The organism is Arthrobacter sp. AK01 (assembly GCF_021109375.1).
Taxonomy (GTDB): Bacteria; Actinomycetota; Actinomycetes; order Actinomycetales; family Micrococcaceae; genus Arthrobacter.
Genome location: NZ_JAJOHP010000042.1, coordinates 1 through 19056 on the forward strand (window position 1 = coordinate 1; position 19056 = coordinate 19056).

15 protein-coding genes are annotated in these 19056 nt (G+C 64.2%); 5 read left to right on the forward strand and 10 right to left on the reverse strand.

Annotation, left to right across the window (positions count from 1 at the left end; genetic code table 11):
* Positions 1–166: 166 nt before the first annotated feature.
* Together LN996_RS15135 and LN996_RS15140 are read left to right on the forward strand one after the other, a co-directional pair.
* A complete protein-coding gene (locus LN996_RS15135; RefSeq protein WP_231341189.1) occupies positions 167–529 on the forward strand; it encodes a DUF1622 domain-containing protein in 363 nt (120 codons plus the stop codon).
* Entirely contained in the window at positions 526–1545 is a 1020-nt protein-coding gene (locus LN996_RS15140) for an alpha/beta hydrolase (protein ID WP_231341190.1), read from the forward strand. Before LN996_RS15135 ends, LN996_RS15140 begins: the two co-directional genes overlap by 4 nt.
* Positions 1546–1548: 3 nt before the next feature.
* Here the strand turns inward: LN996_RS15140 and LN996_RS15145 are convergent, their stop codons facing one another.
* Positions 1549–4023 carry a Tex family protein gene (locus LN996_RS15145; protein WP_231341191.1) on the reverse strand — a complete coding sequence of 825 codons (2475 nt, stop codon included), beginning with the start codon at positions 4021–4023 and terminating at the stop codon, positions 1549–1551.
* Positions 4024–4111: 88 nt separating this feature from the next.
* Between LN996_RS15145 and LN996_RS15150 the strand changes: the two genes are divergently transcribed.
* Entirely contained in the window at positions 4112–4408 is a 297-nt protein-coding gene (locus tag LN996_RS15150) for a hypothetical protein (RefSeq protein ID WP_231341192.1), read from the forward strand.
* 72 nt (positions 4409–4480) lie between these two features.
* On the opposite strand, the gene LN996_RS15155 is transcribed toward LN996_RS15150, so the two are convergent.
* Positions 4481–4915: a CBS domain-containing protein gene (locus LN996_RS15155; protein WP_231341193.1), complete on the reverse strand. Its 435-nt coding sequence runs from the start codon at positions 4913–4915 to the stop codon at positions 4481–4483.
* Positions 4916–5253: 338 nt separating this feature from the next.
* On the opposite strand from LN996_RS15155, the gene LN996_RS15160 reads away from it, so the two are divergent.
* Positions 5254–7470: a hypothetical protein gene (locus tag LN996_RS15160; RefSeq protein ID WP_231341194.1), complete on the forward strand. Its 2217-nt coding sequence runs from the start codon at positions 5254–5256 to the stop codon at positions 7468–7470.
* Between the two features lie 91 nt (positions 7471–7561).
* Here the strand turns inward: LN996_RS15160 and LN996_RS15165 are convergent, their stop codons facing one another.
* Positions 7562–8014 (reverse strand): nucleoside deaminase, encoded by a 453-nt coding sequence (locus tag LN996_RS15165; protein WP_231341195.1) that lies wholly within the window; start codon positions 8012–8014, stop codon positions 7562–7564.
* Between the two features lie 123 nt (positions 8015–8137).
* Here LN996_RS15165 and LN996_RS15170 point away from each other — a divergent pair, with 123 nt between their 5' ends.
* Positions 8138–11713 (forward strand): TM0106 family RecB-like putative nuclease, encoded by a 3576-nt coding sequence (locus LN996_RS15170; RefSeq protein ID WP_231341196.1) that lies wholly within the window; start codon positions 8138–8140, stop codon positions 11711–11713.
* Here LN996_RS15170 and LN996_RS15175 read toward each other — a convergent pair.
* The 7 genes from LN996_RS15175 to LN996_RS15205 all read right to left on the reverse strand — a co-directional run bounded on the left by LN996_RS15175 (position 11700) and on the right by LN996_RS15205 (position 19028).
* The gene (locus tag LN996_RS15175; RefSeq protein ID WP_231341197.1) at positions 11700–12497 is read right to left on the reverse strand and encodes a triose-phosphate isomerase family protein; all 798 of its coding nucleotides are present in this window, start codon (positions 12495–12497) and stop codon (positions 11700–11702) included. The genes LN996_RS15170 and LN996_RS15175 overlap by 14 nt on opposite strands.
* Positions 12498–12503: 6 nt before the next feature.
* Positions 12504–13853, reverse strand: a complete 1350-nt coding sequence (locus LN996_RS15180) for an MFS transporter (RefSeq protein WP_231341198.1) — start codon at positions 13851–13853, stop codon at positions 12504–12506.
* Positions 13854–13997: 144 nt separating this feature from the next.
* Positions 13998–14762: an SDR family NAD(P)-dependent oxidoreductase gene (locus LN996_RS15185; protein WP_017197721.1), complete on the reverse strand. Its 765-nt coding sequence runs from the start codon at positions 14760–14762 to the stop codon at positions 13998–14000.
* A 22-nt stretch (positions 14763–14784) separates the two neighbouring features.
* Complete coding sequence (locus LN996_RS15190; protein ID WP_231341199.1) at positions 14785–15774, reverse strand: 3-hydroxyacyl-CoA dehydrogenase family protein; 990 nt, start codon at positions 15772–15774, stop codon at positions 14785–14787.
* Between the two features lie 2 nt (positions 15775–15776).
* Positions 15777–16259, reverse strand: a complete 483-nt coding sequence (locus LN996_RS15195) for a ribose-5-phosphate isomerase (protein WP_231341200.1) — start codon at positions 16257–16259, stop codon at positions 15777–15779.
* A complete protein-coding gene (dhaL, locus tag LN996_RS15200; RefSeq protein ID WP_231341201.1) occupies positions 16256–18022 on the reverse strand; it encodes a dihydroxyacetone kinase subunit DhaL in 1767 nt (588 codons plus the stop codon). Before dhaL ends, LN996_RS15195 begins: the two co-directional genes overlap by 4 nt.
* Positions 18023–18026: 4 nt before the next feature.
* Positions 18027–19028, reverse strand: coding sequence for a sugar phosphate isomerase/epimerase (locus LN996_RS15205; protein WP_231341202.1), 1002 nt, complete (start codon positions 19026–19028; stop codon positions 18027–18029).
* Positions 19029–19056: the final 28 nt, after the last annotated feature.

Sequence of the window (19056 nt, forward strand, 5' to 3'; positions counted from 1 at the left end):
CGCCCCCCCGGGGGCGGGCCCCCCCCCCGCGGCGGGGCGGGGGCCCCCCCCCCCCCCCCCCCCCCCCGGGCGGGCGCGGGGTGTTTGTCCCCCCCCCCCCCGGGCCCCCCCCCCGTCGCTATTTGTTGTGTGAGACGGTGGAGGCACGCAGCTATGGAGGAGGGCCATGGATTTCCAGCACGTCATCGAAGAAGTCGGCCGGTACATGGACGCCGTCGGGGTGGCAGTCATGGTGATCGGCGCCCTGGTATCCGTCCCCCTGGCCCTGCGTGGCTACCAACCGAAACGGGCTCGCGGGCTCACGCCGTTCTCCCCGTACCGCTCGTACCGGCAACTGCTGGGCAGGTCCATCCTCCTGGGCCTTGAGCTCCTGGTGGCCGCCGACATCATCCGCACGGTCGCGGTGACTCCAACGTTCGAAAGCGTCGGCGTCCTGGCAATCATCGTGCTGATCCGGACGTTCCTTAGCTTCTCCCTTGAATTGGAAATCACGGGCCGCTGGCCGTGGCAGAAGGAAAAGGACGCATGACGCAGCCGTGGAGCCCGGACATTCTTGGCGAAGGCTTTGAGCAGCAGACGCTGAACCTCGACGGCGGTGCTGTCGCCACCCTGGTCCGGTATCTCGGCTCCGGCCCGCAATGGTTGGATGCCCCGGATGGCGTTGGCCTCGACGCAGATGTCCTGTACGTGCACGGCTGGTCCGACTACTTCTTCCAGCGCCACGTCGCCGAATTCTGGCACCGGGCCGGTGCACGCTTCCACGCCCTGGATCTGCACAACTACGGCCGCAGCCTGGCGCCGGGACTCGTTCCGGGTTTTGTCACCAACCTGGCCGACTACGACGCCGACATCGCGGCCGCCCTGTCAGCCATGGGCCGCTCCGGTGTTCCTGGCGAGGACCGCCCACTCATTCTGCTGGGCCACTCCACCGGTGGGCTCACGCTCAGTCTGTGGGCATCCCGCCACCCTGGCATGGCGTCGGCCCTGATCCTCAATAGCCCCTGGCTGGAATTTCAGGCCACGGAACTCGGCAGGCGCGCGATTGCACCCCTGGTGGGGCTCCACGCAAAGCTCCACCCGCTGGCACCCCTACCGCCGGTGGATCCGGGCATCTACACCCGTGCCGTATCAGCTACGCTCGACGGCGAATGGGAGTACAACCTTGACTGGCGGCCGGACCGGGGCTTCCCTGTTACGCCTGCATTCCTTGACGCCGTGTTCCGCGGGCAGGCCACCGTTGCGGCCGGCCTTGGCATCGACGTACCGGTGCTCGTCATGCTCTCGGACAAGAGCTATTTGCAACCGAAATGGTCAGCCGACGCCCTCACAGCCGACGTCGCGTTGAATGTCGACGCCGTCGCCCACCGCTCGCTGTCCTTGGCGGACACTGTCACCGTGAGCCGGCTGCCGAACGCGTTCCACGACATCTTCCTGTCCCCCGAACCCATCCGGCGCGAGGCTTTCCAGCGCATCGGTCGCTGGCTTCCCACGGCGCTGCAGCCCTCGGAGGCAGTGGCGTGGGAAGCCAGGACGGCGGGCCTGTAGGAGCTACTTGCCGAGACCGGCCCGGCGCAGAGCTTCAGCCATGGCGGTGTTCGCGGGCTCCGGAGCCTGCTGGGGCTTGCCTGGCCGCGCGCCGCCCTGACGACGATCGCCCTGGCCCTGCCGCGGGGCCCCTTGGCCAGGCTGGCCGGAACGCTGACCGGGCTGACCACCGGCGCGCTGACCCGGCTGACCACCGGCACGCTGACCACCCGAATTCCTGTCTCCGGAATCCCGTCCACCCGAAGCACGTCCACCGGAGCCGCGGCCGCCCGCGGTGCCGGGTTCGTCGTCGAGCCTCAACGTCAAGGAGATGCGCTTACGCTCAGGGTCTGCCTCAAGGACCTTGACCCGGACCACCTGACCGGACTTCACGATTTCACGCGGATCGGAAACGAACTTGTTGGACAGCGCCGACACATGGACAAGGCCGTCCTGGTGGACTCCGACGTCCACGAAGGCCCCGAATGCGGCCACGTTGGTGACGGTTCCCTCGAGGATCATGCCGGGCTTGAGGTCGGAAATCTTCTCGATGCCCTCCGAGAACGACGCCGCCTTGAAAGCCGGACGCGGATCGCGGCCAGGTTTCTCCAGTTCGGACATGATGTCCTTGACCGTGGGCAGGCCGAAAGTGCCATCGACGAACGCCTGCGGATCCAGGGACGTAGCGGGTCCACCTCCGGCTGCAACCAGGATCTTGCGGGCCACGGAGTACGCTTCCGGGTGCACGCTGGAGGCATCCAAGGGTTCCGCTCCCCCGGTGATCCGAAGGAAGCCGGCGCACTGTTCAAAGGCCTTCGCACCCAAGCGCGGGACCTTCTTGAGGTCGCTGCGCTTGGCGAAAGGCCCATTCTCATTCCGGTAGGCCACGATGTTCTCGCTGAGCAATGGCCCTACGCCGGCCACCCGGCTTAGCAGTGCGGGCGAGGCCGTGTTGACGTCCACACCCACGGCGTTCACGCAGTCTTCCACCACGGCATCCAGTGAACGGTCCAGCTTCGCGGCCGTGACGTCGTGCTGGTACTGACCCACACCGATGGACTTCGGTTCGATCTTGACCAGTTCCGCCAGCGGATCCTGCAGGCGGCGGGCGATGGACACGGCACCTCGCAGCGAGACATCCATGCCCGGAAGTTCAGAAGCTGCCAGTGCTGAAGCGGAGTAGACGGATGCTCCGGCTTCGGACACCACCAGCTTCTGGATCCCCTTGGATCCGGCAGCTTCGAGGGACTTGATGAGTTCCGTGGCCAGCTTGTCCGTCTCGCGGGAAGCCGTTCCGTTGCCGATGGCGACGAGTTCCACGTTGTACTGCTTGGCGAGCCGGCCGAGGGTGGCCAACGCCTCGTCCCACTTTTTCGCAGGGGCGTGCGGGTAGATGGTGTCCGTGGTGACCACCTTGCCAGTGCCATCCACGACGGCCACCTTCACACCTGTCCTGAGCCCCGGGTCCAGGCCGAGCGTGGAGCGGTTGCCCGCAGGAGCGGCCAGCAGGACATCGCGCAGATTGGCGGCGAAAACGCGCACAGCTTCATCTTCGGCGTCGGCGAACATGCGCCCGCGAAGGTCGGTGGTGAGGCGGTCCAGGATGCGTCCCCGCCAGGCAAGCTGGGCCGTCTGCGTCAGCCAGGTATCGGCGGGCCGTCCCTGGTTGGCGACCCCGAGGCACTTGGCCACAGCGTTCTCGTACTTCCCGCGGGCGGCGGCCAGGGCGTCGTCGTCGGCCGGGTCCGCCTCGGCGAGATCCAGCTCCAGGACACCGTCCTTTTCACCACGCAACAGCGCGAGCACGCGGTGCGACGGCATGCCGGAGGGCACCTGCGTGAACTCGAAGTAGTCCTTGAACTTCTGGCCCTCGGCCTCCATGCCCTTCTTGACGCGGGACACCATGCGTCCCTGCTTCCAAAGGCGTTCGCGGAGGTCCTCGGCGAGGTCGGCGTCCTGCCCGACACGCTCCACCAGGATGGCGCGGGCGCCTGCGAGCGCCATGGTGGCGTCGTCGATGGAGTGCTCGGCGTTCAGGTACTTGGCGGCTTCAGCAGCCGGGTCCAGTTGCGGGTTGGCGAGCAGGACGTCGGCCAGCGGTTCCAGCCCGGCTTCACGGGCGATCTGGGCTTTGGTGCGGCGCTTGGATTTGAAGGGGAGGTAGATGTCCTCCAGACGTGCCTTGGTATCAGCGCCGACGACGGCGGCTTCCAGTTCCGGAGTCAGCTTGCCTTGGGCGGCAATCGCCTCGAGCACGGACTTACGACGTTCCTCCAGCTCACGCAGGTATCTGAGCCGTTCTTCGAGGTCGCGGAGCTGGGTGTCATCGAGCGTCCCGGTAACTTCCTTGCGGTAGCGGGCGATGAACGGGACGGTGGATCCGGCGTCGAGCAGTTCCACCGCGGCCTTGACTTGCCAGGCCTTGACGCCGAGCTCGGCGGCGATCTGGGCGTGGATGGCGGAGTCAGCTGACTGGTGTTGGAGATTTGAAGTCACCATGACAGTTTGCCTCACGTGGCCGACAGTTTCCGAAGGGAGGTATCGGGAAGCCCTATCCCGGCGGCGCCGTTAGTGCTGTAGTTGGACCATGCAGGAACTGCTCATCATCCTTCAGGACGGCTTCGTCTCCGACGACGTCACCGTGACCGTCAACGGCAAGGAAGCCGTCTCCGAGCGCGGCATCTCCACCAAAATGTTGCTGGGGATGGCCGACGAAGTCACTGTGGAGCTGCCGGCCAAGGGCGCCACGGTGGGAGTGGAAGTCAGCAGCAGGAAACTCAGCGCAACGAAGAAGCTCGTGGGAAAACCAAAGAGCCTGATCGTCTCCATCGAAGAAGGCGAACTCGTACTGCGTGAAGGAACGGGCCGCGAGGCCTTCCTCTAAGGAAGGCCTCGCGGCGGCTGGATTGGTTGCTGGGCTCAGCGTGATTGCTGGGCTCAGCGTGGTTGCTGTTCCTCAATGGGCCATGTGTTCCTTGGCGGAGATGTGCTCCACCATTTCGCCGAGGCGCTGTTCTGCGTAGTGGTTGCGGGCAATATCGCCCTGGCTGATGATTCCTACCAACTTGTGGTCGCTGATGACGGGCAGGCGGCGAACCTGGCGGTCCTCCATCATGGTGACGGCCTCGTCCACGTTGGCGTCGGCGTCCACCCAGTACGGTTTGCCGGTTGCGAGCTCGCGGGCAAGGACTTCGCGGGCATCCTTGCCTTCGGCCAAGCACTTGACCACGATGTCGCGGTCGGTGATGAAGCCGGTGAGCTTGCCGTCGGTGCCGCAGATGGGAAGTGAACCGCAGTCCAGGTCCCTCATCAGCATGGCGGCTTCCTGAAGAGTCTTATCCTCGGCGATGCACTGTGCATTCGTCGTCATGAATTCACGTACGGCACTCATGGGTCCTCCTTCATCGATTGGGGTCATCGACGCGGGGCCTTCGGCACGGGTCCTTCGGCTCCGGGCGCCGATGATGCCAGCCTACGCTCGGCGGGAACACCTGACCAGACGATCCAGCCCCTTCCGGACGGCAGAAAACAACACCATTCCTCTGGATATAATCCATTCGCTGGAGTATCCTCATTTTGGGTTACACACGGCTTCTGGGCATTGGCCATTCGGACTCATATTGAGCACTCATCACGCGCACCCGCCTCGCCCTGAACCGTCATGCCGTTCATGTGCAGATCCATGAACGAACGCATATTGACTGCTTGAAGAGCGAGAAAGATCTCCCCATGGACACCCCCAACGTCCCCAGCACCTACTACAACCCTGACGTCTCCCATGAACCTGTCCAGTCCCTTCCCTCCACGGAATTCTGGAGGTGCCGGCGACCCGCAGCGGTCAGCGGGCGATATGAAGGTTTTCAAGGCAACCCCGGCCCCATCGGAAGCGCAGTGGACCTCCGTTTGGATATCGACTCCCGCGACGGCGTCCAGTCTCCTGTCATGAACAAGGTCAGCGGTGACTTCTACAGCACCCGCTTCGTCAAGGTGGCAGGGGTCAACCAACTTGTGAAGACCTATGTTGAGTCCTGGATCGTGGACACACCCCTTGTGACGTTCACCGATACCGACGTGCATATCCTCGGAACCGTCCGCTATTGGAAAGGAACCCATCCTGCCACCACGGTGGACATTGTGGTGTCGTGGTCCCACGGCGCAGTCACGGGAGCTGTTGCCACCTTTACTTCCGGCGGAGTCCTCGGCCAGCCCTACGCGTGCACCTACCGTTCGGACGCCTTCCGTGACATGAACCTGGAGTTGGATTATTGCTCGTCCGTAGACATAGAACCCAAGGTTCCCATCTACAACAGCCACGCCCACAACAACCGACCCGCGGACCTGCCCAACCGAACCATCACCATCGAGTCGTCGTATAAGGACGCCGGAATCGCGGTCACCGTCGATCCGGTCCATACAGTCATCGACGACAGCGCCGCCGGCTTTGCTTCATGGAATGTCGGCGAACTCCACGACGCCATGGAAACCTCGTTCGGCAAGTACAACTCGGGGTGGCCCGCGTGGAACATGTGGGGCATCCAGGCCGGCATCTTTGACAGCGCGGGGGTGGGTGGCATTATGTTCGACGCCGCTGCGGGCTTTGGCGGCGCTGGTCGCGGACCCGACCGCCAGGGTTTTGCGGTGTTCCGGAACCATTCCTGGTTCACCAACCTTGTCTCCAACCCCACCACCCAGGATCAGGCCTGGGCCATGCGGCACTTCCTCTACACCTGGGTCCACGAAGCCGGGCACGCCTTCAACTTCCTGCATGCCTGGGACAAAGCCCGCCCGGATGCACTGTCCTGGATGAACTACGACTGGAAATACGATCAGCGCAACGGCACGGACACTTTCTGGGCCAACTTCCGTTTCCGCTTTGACGACGACGAGCTCCTCCACATGCGCCACGGTGACCGGGCCTCCGTGATCATGGGTGGAGATCCCTGGGCCTCCGGCGGGCATCTGGAATCCCCTGCCGGCGCCATGACGGTCTCCGGGCCGGGCAGCGACGTTGAACTGACGCTCTCGGCCAAGGACCACTTCGACTACATGGAGCCCGTGTCCATCGAGTTCCGGTTGCGGAATACCACCGACGTGCCCGTCATGGTGGATGGCAGGCTCGATCCCCGGTACGGCAACACCACGGTCTACGTGCAGAAGCCCAACGGAACTGTGGTGCTGCATGAATCGGTGGTTTGCTTCTACGGACTTCCGGAGATCGTAACGCTGGCTCCTGCCCCGGTGGGCGACGACGACGGCAGCGACCGCTACAGCCAACTCGTCCAGCTCGCCTACGGAGTGGGAGGCTTCGCTTTCGACGAGCCCGGGCAGTACCTGGTCCGCGCCATCTATGCCACGGACGGTATCGTCCAAGCGTCCAATACCTTGCCTCTTCGTGTCGGTTTTCCCGTCACCCGTGAAGAGGACCGGTTCGCGCCGGAGTTCTTCACGCGCGAGGTGGGCCTGACCCTCGCTTTCGAGGGCTCCATGTCGCCGTATCTCAGCAAGGGCCTGGACGCGCTGACCGAGGCGGCCGGGCGTTTCGGTGGCGAGCCCTTGGGCGTCAAGGCTGCCACCGCCGTCGCGCAGTCCGTGGGAGATGACTTCTACCGCCGCAAGGACGAAAAGATGGTCAAGCACCACAGCGCTGACCCTGAGCGTGCACTGGCGCTGACTGATGCCGGCCTGGCCAGCTACCAGCAAGGCGCTGGCGCGGCAAGCAACCTCGCCTACCGCGGCCTGGTGGAGCTGCGTACCGAACTCCACGCCAAAGCGGACAGTACCGCGGCCGCGAAGTCCGAGGTCGAGACCCTCGCCAAGGATCTGGGCACCCGTGGCGCCAACGCCGCAGTGCTGGCCCAAGTCAAGGAACTGATTCCATCAACTCCGGCGGCCCGTTCCCGCCGGTCGGCTCCGAGGAAGCCTGCCAAAAAGCCGTCGGATGGCTAGCTGGTATATGGATCCTCTGTAGCCGGCGACGGCGGCACCCCGCCCTTGGTGCCGCCGTCGCTCTCTCCTTGCCGCGGCTTAGTCGCGGCGGCTACTCAGCGATGTCCTCGGCCCACAGTTCGGCGTGTTCTGCCTGGAATGCACGCATCATGTCCACGCAGCGCGCATCGTCCAGGACCACTACCTCGACGCCGCGTGAACGCAGGAGGTCGAATTCGCCAGGGAACGTCTCGGCTTCGCCCACCACTACGCGCGGGATCTTGAACTGGATGATGGTTCCCGTGCACATCGCGCAGGGCGCCAACGTGGTGTAGAGCGTGGTGTCACGGTATGTCTTTTGGCGTCCGGCGGCACGAAGTGCGGACATCTCGCCGTGCGCAATCGGATCGCCGTGCTGCACCCTTTCGTTGTGGCCACTGGCGATGACTTCTCCGCCCCGGGCCAAGGCCGCCCCGATGGGAATGCCGCCCTCGCTGAGGCTCTTCTGTGCGGCCTGGTACGCGGCTTCGAAAGCAGGGTCAATGGTGGGGGCTGTTTCAGTCATGGGTGCAGTCTAGGTTGGCCCGACGCTACTTTGCCGGAAGTTATTTTGTCAGTGCCCGCTGATAGCTTGGCTACAAGGATTCAACTGGCTTGGTTCAATTGGTTGGAAGAGAGGTGGGTCGCTGTGTTCTTTCTCGATCCGGAGACAGCGGGCGCCCCGCAGGACCTGGTCTTCTCGGCCAGCGACCTCGTCATCGCGGCCACCTGCGAATACCAATTGCTCCGGAAACTCGATGAAAAACTCGGCCGGTCACCCAAACCGGACTTCGCGGCGGACGCCATGTTGGATCGCACGGCCAAACTGGGCGACGTACACGAACATCGCGTACTGGACGAGTTCGTGGCTGAATTCGGGCACTGGGACGCGGCAACAGGAAAAGGCGTTTACGACGTCGTCCCCGCCACTTCGATGGACCGTGCCACCCTGACGGCCAAGCATGCGGAATCCGTCCACGCCCTGCGCCTCGGAGCGGATGTAGTATTCCAAGCCGCGTTCTTCGACGGCCAGTTCCACGGACGCTCGGATTTTCTGGTCAAGCAACCCGGCGGACTGTATGCGGTGTTCGATACCAAGCTGGCCCGCCATGCCAAGGTCACAGCACTTTTGCAGCTTGCCGCCTACGGAGACCAGCTCCTCAAGGCCGGAATAACCCCGGATCCAACCGTCACCCTGGTGCTGGGCAACCGCGTCCACAGCGACCACCCACTTGCACAGATCCTCCCCGTCTTCAAGGAACGCCGGGAACGCTTCCTCGGCATGACAACTGCCCATGTTTCGGAGGCCGGCCCCGCGGAGTGGGGCGACACCCGTTTCTCCGCTTGCGGCCGCTGTGACTACTGCGCCGAGCAGGTCCAGCTGCACAGGGATCTGCTCATGGTGGCTGGCATGAGAATCAGCCGTCGCAAGAAACTGATCGAGACCGGGGTGACCACCATCGATCAGCTCGCAGCCATGCCGGCCACTGGCGACTCGACGCTGCTCAGGCTCCGCGAGCAAGCCCAACTCCAGACCGGCACAGGCACCCCGGACGGCACCGTCAACTACACGGACAAAACCGGTGAAGCCAAATCCGTTAGTTACAAGGTGCTCCCGGATAACACATTGGGAAGGCTCCCGGCTCCCGATCAGGGCGACATCTTCTTCGACTTCGAGGGAGACCCCCTCTGGCAGGATCCCGCCAGCGGAAAGTGGGGCCTCGAGTATCTGTTCGGGGTTATCGAGAACCCAGTGGAACCGGGCGCTGAGCCTGTTTTCCGGCCGTTCTGGGCGCACTCGCGGGTGGAGGAAGGCCAAGCGTTTGTGGACTTCCTGGAATACGTTGCCAAGCGCCGCGCCATTTACCCCGGAATGCACATCTACCACTACGCGGCCTACGAAAAGACGGCCCTTCGCAATCTTTCGCTGACGCATGTGGTGGGCGAAACCGCCGTCGATGACCTCCTGCGCCAAGGCGTCCTGGTGGACCTCTACGACACCGTCCGGCACAGCATCCGGGTCTCCGAGAACTCTTACAGCATCAAGAAGCTGGAACCCCTCTACATGGGGCAGCATCTGCGCTCGGGTGATGTCACCGACGCCGGTGCTTCCGTGGTTGCCTACGCCGACTTCTGCACTGCCAGGGACACGGGCCAAGCCCAGCAAGCTGCCACCATTCTCGAAGGTATCCGGGACTACAACGAATACGACTGCCTCTCAACACTGGAGTTGCGTAACTGGCTGCTCGCCCGTGCTGCGGAGCGCTCGATCGTTCCGGGCGGCCCCGTGGAGGACGAGCCCCGATCAGAGGCCGAGCCGGAGAAGTACGAGGCACCACCGGAAGAGAAGGCCCTTTTCGACTACCTTGCCCGGTTGCCCGAAGATGATCAGACGCCGTCGGACTTCCGGGCCATCGGCATCGTCGCCGCCGGAGTCGGGTATCACCGCCGCGAGGACAAGCAGCACTGGTGGGGGCACTTCGACCGCTTGGAAAAGCCGACTTCGCAATGGGACGAGTCCCGCGATCTCTTCATCGTGGACCACGTCGAGTTGCTGCAGGACTGGGCCAAGCCAACCCCTCGCAGCAACCCTGCACGGATCGTGAAACTGCTCGGCCGGTCAGGTGACGGAGCCGGACTGGACCGCGGCAGGAAGTACTTCCGCATGTACCAATCCCCGTTGCCGGACGCGTTGGCGGCCAAGGAATCCCCGGTGCTCGGCCGTGCGGGTTGGGCTGGAACGGAGGTCATCGACGTCGGCGAAGAGGGAGACTTCGAATCGGTCACCATCGCCGAGAAACTACGCAACGATTCGACGGAGTTCACACAAACCCCCATGGCGCTGACCCCGGACAGCCCGATTCAGACGAATGGGCAGCGGGCCGCCTTGGCCGCGTTGGCCACCAAGCTCCGCGCATCGTTGCCTTCCTGGCCCAAGGATCCGGCCTTGGACCTGGTCCGCCGGCAGCAGCCGCGGCTGCGCACCTTGGCCCACCTTCCAGCCATACCCTCCGGCCCCGATGGCTACATTGATGCCATTACGGCGGCAGTGAAGGACCTGGACCATTCCTACGTGGCAGTCCAAGGTCCACCTGGCAGCGGGAAGACCCACGTGGGTGCCCACGTGCTTGCCAGGCTGGTAGCCGACGGGTGGAAAGTCGGGGTCGTGGCGCAATCCCATGCGGTCGTGGAAAACATGCTCTGCGCTGCCGTGGAGAAGGCCGGCGTCGATCCCCGCCTCGTGGCCAAGGATGTCAAGCACAACGATCCTGTGCCCTGGACGAACTGTGCCAAGGGCGACGTCGAAGAGCTGCTGGCCCGGCCAGGTGGGGCCCTGATCGGAGGCACCGCCTGGACCATGGTGGGCAAGGAAGTCCCGGCCGGTTCGCTTGACCTCCTGGTCATCGACGAAGCGGGACAGTTCTCGCTTGCCAACACCATGGCCGTCAGCCGGGCAGCCAAACGGCTCCTGCTGCTGGGCGATCCACAGCAGCTTCCGCAGGTCACCCAGGGCAAGCACCCGGAACCGGTTGATGAATCAGCTTTGGGCTGGTTGTCGGAGGGCTACAACACGTTGCCCGCACATCTGGGCTATTTCCTGGCGTTGTCGTGGCGCATGCATCCGGAGCTGTGCAGCGCCGTTTCCGAGCTGTCCTACGACAATCGGCTCGAGGCTGCCCCTGCGGCGAAGGAACGATCCGTGGAGGGCGCGGCTCCGGGTATTTCCTGCGTTTACGTGCCGCATACGGCCAACTCGACGGCTTCCCCCGAGGAAGCTGCCGAAGTGGTGCGGCAAGTCCAGGCTCATCTGGGCTTGAAATGGCTGGACCCTTCGGACTCTCCGGACTGCCGCCCCCTCGAGGAAACAGACATCCTGGTGGTCGCGGCCTACAACGCCCAGGTCCAGCTCATCAAGCATGAGCTCAGGGCAGCAGGGCTGGGCAAGGTGCGTGTGGGTACCGTGGACAAGTTCCAGGGCCAGGAAGCACCTGTGGTCATCGTTTCCATGGCAGCGTCGGCAGCTGGCGAAGTTCCCCGCGGCATGGAATTCCTGCTGTCCCGCAACCGGATCAACGTGGCGGTCTCGCGCGGGCAGTGGCGTGCCGTCGTCGTGCGTTCGCCGGAGCTTACCAACTACCTGCCGACGCATCCGGAAGGCCTGGAGAACCTTGGCGGATTCGTGGCCCTCTGCCAGCGGAGTTTTTGTACACCTAATGCCCTTTAGAAGGCGTCTTAGGGGCATCTGCTGTACAAAAACTCAGGGCTTCGTCCAGGACCCGGCCAAAGTTGGTGGCGTCGTGCGCGAACCGGCCAAGGAAAAGCCCTGACACCCCGTCCAGCTGTGGCAACAAGCCTGGTTGTGCCGATCCGCCGTAGACCACGGGCATTCTTGCCAGTCCGTGCTGGCCCAGCGATTCCCGTAGCGCGGCCGCTACCCGCGAAACATACCCGGCTGAGGCGGGCTCCGGGGCACCGATCGCCCACACAGGTTCGTAAGCGATAACCAGTTGTGAGGCAACGGACCAGTCACCTGCCACTGCTGCCTTGATCTGCCGGAACACCGTATCAGCCGCCGCCTCCGGATCGCCGACGTCGCGTTCCCCCACACACAGCAGCGGCGTCAGCCCGGAGTCGACGGCGGCGCTGACCTTGAGCGCGATCATCGCCTCGTCTTCTGCAAAGAAACGTCGCCGCTCGGCATGACCGATTTCCACCAGGCCAGCCCCGAGTTCAGCAAGCATCGACGGAGAAACTTCACCCGTCCACGGACCATCAGACCAGCCGCAGTTCTGGGCGCCGAGCACCAAGGATGTGCCCTCCAGCATCCGCGCCGCTGCGGGCAAAACCGGAAAGGACGGGATCACGAACGGGACCACCCGCCCGGCCGCAAGGGCCGGACGGGCGTCCACTTCTGCCACCAGCTGCTCCAACCACGCCAGGCTCTGCGCGTAGCCCATGTACATCTTGGTGCTGACCCCGATGAACAGGGTGTCAGGAGCAGAGAGCATCACGATCTACTTGCCCAGCAGTTCGTCGGCCTTGTTGCTGAAGCGCTTGGTACCGAACATCAGCAATGCCGCGACGAAAGGCAGGACGCCCAAGGCGTAGACGCCCATGGTTCCCGTGTCCGAGGCCGTGACCTGGTTGACCGTGGTGCGCAGGATCGGGGCGACGAACCCGCCCAGGTTTCCAAGGGAGTTGATCAGCCCGATGCCGGCAGCCGCGGCAGTTCCGGTGAGGAACGCCGTCGGATACGACCAGCAAATGGGACCGGTGGACAAGAAGCTGCACACCGCCAAGGTGATGAAGATGATGCCGAGCGCGGGCAGCTGGTTGGCGCCCGCCCACGCGGATCCGAAGATGCAGAGCCCCGTGGAGATGAACAGTGCCGTGCCCCAACGGCGACGACGCGCCACCGTGTTGGCGGCCTTGCCGATGAAGTAGCAGGCGAAGATTCCGAAGAACCACGGGATAGCCGCAAGAAGTCCGACGGCGATGCCCACCTTTTGTCCGGTCAGCTGCGCCACCTGCTGGGGCAGGTAGAACGTCACACCGTAGACCGCTACCTGCAGGCAGAAGTAGATGACGGTGAAGTACCAGACGCGGCCGTTCCGCATGGAGGCCAGGACGCCCCGGGGACCCGTTTCCTCCTTGACGGTGTCTTCGAGTGCCATGACGTCGGACAGCGCCTTTTTCTCTTCCTTGGTCAGGAACTTGGCGTCCTGTGGGCTGTTGATCAGGAAGAAGTAGGCGGCGATACCGGCCAGGACGGCCAGCATGCCTTCGACGAAGAACATCACCTGCCAGCCTGCAACGCCCGGGACCTGGTCACCGATGTTGATGAGCCAACCGGACAGCGGTGCACCCATCATCTGGGAGAAGGGCTGGGCCAGGTAGAAGATGGCGAACATCTTCACTCGGACCTTGTTGGGGAACCACGCCGCCAGGAACATGATGACGCCCGGGAACAAGCCGGCCTCAGTGACGCCCAGCAAGAACCGGAGAATGATGAACGACGTCTCGCCCTGCACGAAAGCAAAACACGCCGAGACGATGCCCCACGTGATGGCGATGCGGGCGAGCCACACCTTGGCCCCGAACTTGGTGAGCAGCAGGTTGCTGGGGATCTCGAACAGCGCGTAACCGATGAAGAAGATCCCCGCGCCCAGGGCGTAGGCGCCCGCTGTGATGCCCTTGTCCACTTCCAGCGCTGCTTCTGCGAAGCCAACGTTGGTGCGGTCCAGGAAGGCCACCACGTACAGGATGACGAGCATCGGCATGAGCCGCCGTGACGCTTTGGAGATCGCCGATTTGAGGACCGGCGTATCCAGCAACTCCTTGGTGGAATTGGTGGCAACAGACATTGAAACTCCTCTTTGAGTGACAGGAAACAACTAATGCAGCCGCGGTCAGCGCGGGAAGAAAATGAGCACCATGCCCACTGCGCAGGCAAGGATGCCCACGGCAAGGTAGATCTTGCGTTCTCTTGTCCAGGTCCGCATGGGGGCCTAGTGCATGTACAGTCCGCCATCCACATTCAGCGTCTGGCCGGAGATGTATCCGGAGTCCTCGCTGATGAGGAAGGCGATGGCGGCAGCAATGTCGCGGGTGGAGCCCACCCGGTTCACCACAAGGTCCTTGGTGAGTTCGTCCTTGCGTTCCTGGCTCAGGGTGCCGCCCATGATGTCGGTGTCGATGGGACCGGGGGAAATGGCGTTGACGGTGATGTCGTACTCACCCAGCTCACGGGCGGTTGCGCGGGTCAGGCCGATGACGCCGGCCTTGGCCACCGAGTACGGGGTCTTGGAGAAGGTTCCGCCGCCACGCTGGGCTGAAACGGAGGAGATGTTCACGATGCGGCCGATGCGGTTCTTGACCATGGACTCGGCCACGCGGCGGGTGGCGTAGTGGACGCCATTGAGGTTGATGTTCAGGACCCGGTCCCATTCGGCCGGTTCGAGTTCGAGGTAACCAACAGGCGAGCTGACTCCGGCAACATTGGCCAGGGCGACGATCTGCGGCAATTCTGCCTCCAGTTCGTCAATGGCGGCGCGGACCTCGGCCTCGCTGGCCACGTTGGCGCCAACGCCGTGGGCCTGGACGCCGTATTCCGCGGCGATTTCCTTGGCTGCGATCTTGCAGGCGGCGTCATCCAGGTCGATGATGCCGATGTTCCAGCCTTGGGCGGCCAGGTAGTTGACTGTTGCGCGGCCGATGCCACGTTCGGAAACGGCGCCGGTGACGATTGCGGTGCGTTCTGCGGGGAAAGTCATGTGTTTACTCCTGAAGGAAGGGTTAGTTGATGGGGGCCGGGCCGAGCTCTTCAATGAGCTTCTGCATAGCGACGTAGGCCTTGTTGCGGTAAGCGATGAGTTCGGGCGTGCGCTCGGCGGGGACGTTGAGGAACCCGGCGCCGGTCTTGGTGCCGAGCTTGCCTGCCTCAACCAGGTCCGACAGGATCTTCGGCGTCGCGAAGCGTTCCGGGAATCCTGTTTGCAGCGACTTGTAGCAGAAGTTGTAGACATCCAAACCGGCCATATCCGCGATGGCGAACGGACCAAAGAACGGCAAGCGGAAGCCGAATGTCGTACGGACCAGGGTGTCGACGTCGTCCGCTGTTGCGATGCCCTGCTCCACCAGCTGCGCCGCTTCGTGGAAGAGCGCGTACTGCAGGCGGTTGAGCACGAAACCGGTAACGTCCTTGACGACGGCGGTCTGCTTGCCGGCCGCGTGGACCAGCTCGCGGGAGGCGGCGACGGTAGCGGCAGCGGTGCCAGCGTGCGGGATGACCTCGACGCCAGGAATGAACGGCGACGGGTTGGAGAAGTGGACGCCCAGGAAGCGCTCCGGGTTGGTGACGGCCTCCGCGAGCGCACCAATGGAGATGGTGGAGGTGTTCGAACCGATCACGGCGTCCGGGCGGGCCGCGGCACTGATCCGGGCGAGGGTCTGGTGCTTGATCTCCAGGACTTCGGGAACGGCTTCTTCGATGAAGTCGGCGTCCGCGACTGCTTCCTCAATGTCCTTGGCGGCCCACAGGTTCTGCTTGAGGATTTCCGTGGAACCCGCTGGGAAGAGTCCGTCGGCAATGAACTGGTCCGACTCCACCAGGAGGCGGTCGAAGTTCTTCTGCGCGATCTCGGCAGAGACATCGGCCAGCGCAACACGCGCCCCGCCAAGAGCCAAGACCTGGGCGATGCCGCCACCCATGTAGCCGGAGCCGACGACGGCGATCTTCCGGGCTGCGTTCTTCGAGGAACCTTCGGTTGCTTCAGGAGTGGTCATGATCAGACTGCCTTCGTGTAGTCGGGCTCGTACGAGCAGATGGCATCCACCTTGGCGGCGGAAGATGAGGTGTGGTCGAAGCGGTGGTCGAGCCACTCCCCTACGAGCTTTTTGGCCAGTTCCAAGCCAATCACCCGCTGGCCGAGGGTGAGGACCTGGGCGTTGTTGCTCAGCACCGAACGCTCCACGGAGTAGCTGTCGTGGGCGGTGACCGCGCGGATTCCTGGGACCTTGTTGGCTGCAATAGCAACCCCGAGCCCTGTGCCACAGATCAGGAGTGCCCTGTCTGCCTCCCCCTCGGCCACTTTGCGGGCGGCGTCAACGGCGACGTGCGGGTACGCGGTGGAGTCGTTGAAACCAACGCCGACGTCGGTCACCGATGCCACGCGCGGGTCCGCCTCCAGCAAGGCGAGAAGTGCCTGCTTGTACTCGACTCCGGCTTCGTCATTGCCAACGACGATGCGCCAGCCTTGGGTGTTGCTCATGCTTGGGCTCCGTTTCCGGCCGTTGCCGACAGCTCTCCGGCTGCGGCAACCGTGGCCAGTTGTGAATCGATGAACTGTGAAATCCTGGCGGCAATCAGCCCGAAGGAGACTGCCCCGGGGTCGGGATGGCCCAGGCTCTTTTCCGCGAGGGGACGGGCCCGGCCCTTGAGGGGACGCAGGTCCGCGGTCTTCGCGGCAGCTGACTGGGCCGCCGCGGCGGCGACCGCCAGGGCCCGGTCAACGGGAGCGCCGCCGTCGAGCTCCGTCTGGAAGGCGTCCCTGAACGGCAGGAGCGCGTCCACCATGGTCTTGTCCCCCGGCTCGGCTTTGCCGAGTTCGGTGATGGCGCGGACGAAGGCATTGACCGCGGCCGCTGCGTCCTGCGCCGCGTATGCATCCCGGTTGCCCAGTGCTTGTCCGGCGGCGATAACTGCCGAGCCCCACAGGGCTCCGGACGTGCCGCCGGCGCGTTCGCTCCAGGCCTCCCCGGCCGTGGTCAGGATGCGTGCTGCAGACGAACCGGCCACGCTTTCCCCGGCCGCCGCTGCGGCATCCACGCCACGGCGCATGCCGATTCCGTGGTCGCCGTCTCCAGCAATGGCGTCCAGCTTGCCGAGCTCTTCCTCATGGTCCACCACAACGTCCCGCACCTGGGCGAGGATGGCAAGAGCCAACCGCCCGAGGTCGGCTGCAGCCGAGGTGGTCTGTTCTGCGTCGGCCGTTTGGGCGTCGTCGATTTCCGCGTCAGCGCGAGGTGCACGGGGCGACATGCTGCCCTTGCGGAACGCCGGGGTGTCGGCAGGCGCAGCCCAGTACTGTTCCAATTCCTCGTCCAACCACAGCAGGGTCAGGGACAGTCCGGACATATCCAGGCTGGTCACCAACTCGCCGCATTCCGGTTCAACGACGGTGAGCCCGGCCGCGGTCAGCAGCTTCTCGACCTTGCCGAACAGCAGGAAGAGTTCGTCGTACTTCACCGTGCCAAGTCCGTTGACGATGGCAACCACCCGGTCACCTGCGTCCTCGGGCTTGTCGTTGAGGAGTTTAGAGACGAGAAGTTCGGCCAGCTCGGATGCTGTTGGCATCGGGTGCTCGGAGATGCCGGGCTCGCCGTGAATCCCGAGGCCGAGCGACATCTGTCCGGCCGGCACGTGGAACAGCGGATCCTTGGCGCCCGGCAGTGTGCACCCGTCAAAGGCCACACCCAGCGAACGGGTCCGGTAGTTGGTCTTGATGGCCAAACGCTCGACGTCGTCAAGGTCCAGTCCCGCTTCGGCCGCGGCACCGGCGATCTTGAAGACCGTCAGGTCACCGGCAATGCCACGGCGTTTCCCGAGTTCGCCGATCGGAGCACTGGCGATGTCGTCCGTGACGGTGACCGTGCGTGTTTCGATGCCCTCGGCGTTGAGCCGGAGCTGGGCCTGGCCGAAGTGCAGGACGTCGCCGGCGTAATTGCCGTAGCTCAGGAGGACTCCGCCTCCGGCGTTGGCAGCCTTGGCCACCCGGTACACCTGGCCTGCGGCCGGGGATGCGAACATGTTCCCGCAGGCCGAGCCCGTCGCGAGTCCGGGTCCGACGAGTCCGGCGAACGCCGGGTAGTGTCCCGAACCGCCGCCGACCACCAACGCCACCTGGCCGGCAGGGACTTCAGTGGAGCGGACGACGCCGCCATCAACTCTGGCAACATAGCCACGGTTGGCCGCAACGAAGCCGTCCAACGCTTCATCGGCGAAGTCTGCCGGGTTGTCGAAAATCTGTGTCATGTTCCTAAACTCCTGCGAGCTGCGTGGCTGGTTCCTGGCGCCCCTGCGCTACCTGGCTCTTGCCGAGTTCGTAGCCTTCGCTCTTGGGCAGGACGTGGCGGCGGAGGTAGTCCTGGTTGCTGGCTGTGACGCTCAGGCCGTCGCCGCCGTAGTGCTCGGTGCAGAGGATGCCCTGGAAGCCCACGGAGAGAGCCAGTTTGAAGGCTTCGCGGTAGTTGATGAGTCCGCTTTCCATCGGGGCCGGCATGGTGATGTAGCTGTCGCGGGCAACGTCTTCGTCGCGGATGTAGTTCTTCATGTGCCAGTAGTTCGAGTACGGCAGGGTCTTTGCCACCATCTCGCGCCAGTCCTCGATGGGCCGGTGCAGTCGGATGAGGTTGCCGAGGTCCGGGTTGAGGCCCACGTTGGCCAGGCCGATGTCCTGGACCAGTTGAACTGAAGAGTCAGCGGTTCCGAGGTACGTGTCCTCGTACATTTCCAGGGAAAGGAGGATGCCGGCGTCTGCTGCGTGCTGGCCGAGCTCACGGAGGCGGGAGACGGCGTTGCCCCACGCTTCCTTGTCCCCCACCGGGTCCTTGTAGCCCTCGACGGTCCAGAACCACAGCTGCTTCTGCTGCTCCGGGGTGATGGCCTGGTGGAGTCCAAACGATACGACTTCGCAACCGAGCTCCGCGGCGGCGTCAATGGTCCGGTGGCTGTACGCCAGGTTCTCGGCCCAGTCCGTCGCGTGGATGACGCTGCGGCGGATGGCAGAGATGACCGGAACACCGATGCCCACTTCATCAGCGGTCTGCTTGAACTCGGCGAGGCGATCCTTGCTGAGGTCGCCGGGACGAACCCAGCTGTCAGTGAGGTCCGCGTTGGCGAAACCTGCGTCCTTCACTTCCTGGAGGACCGAAGCCCAAACGGAAGCATCGGCGTCGTTGACCTGCTGCCCCGCGGCGTCGGTGCCCGGGAACTGCAGGAGGGCCGCGGTAATGGGCCAATTCTCGGCGGTGTACGCCATGACGATCACTCCTTCGTGGAATCCTGTT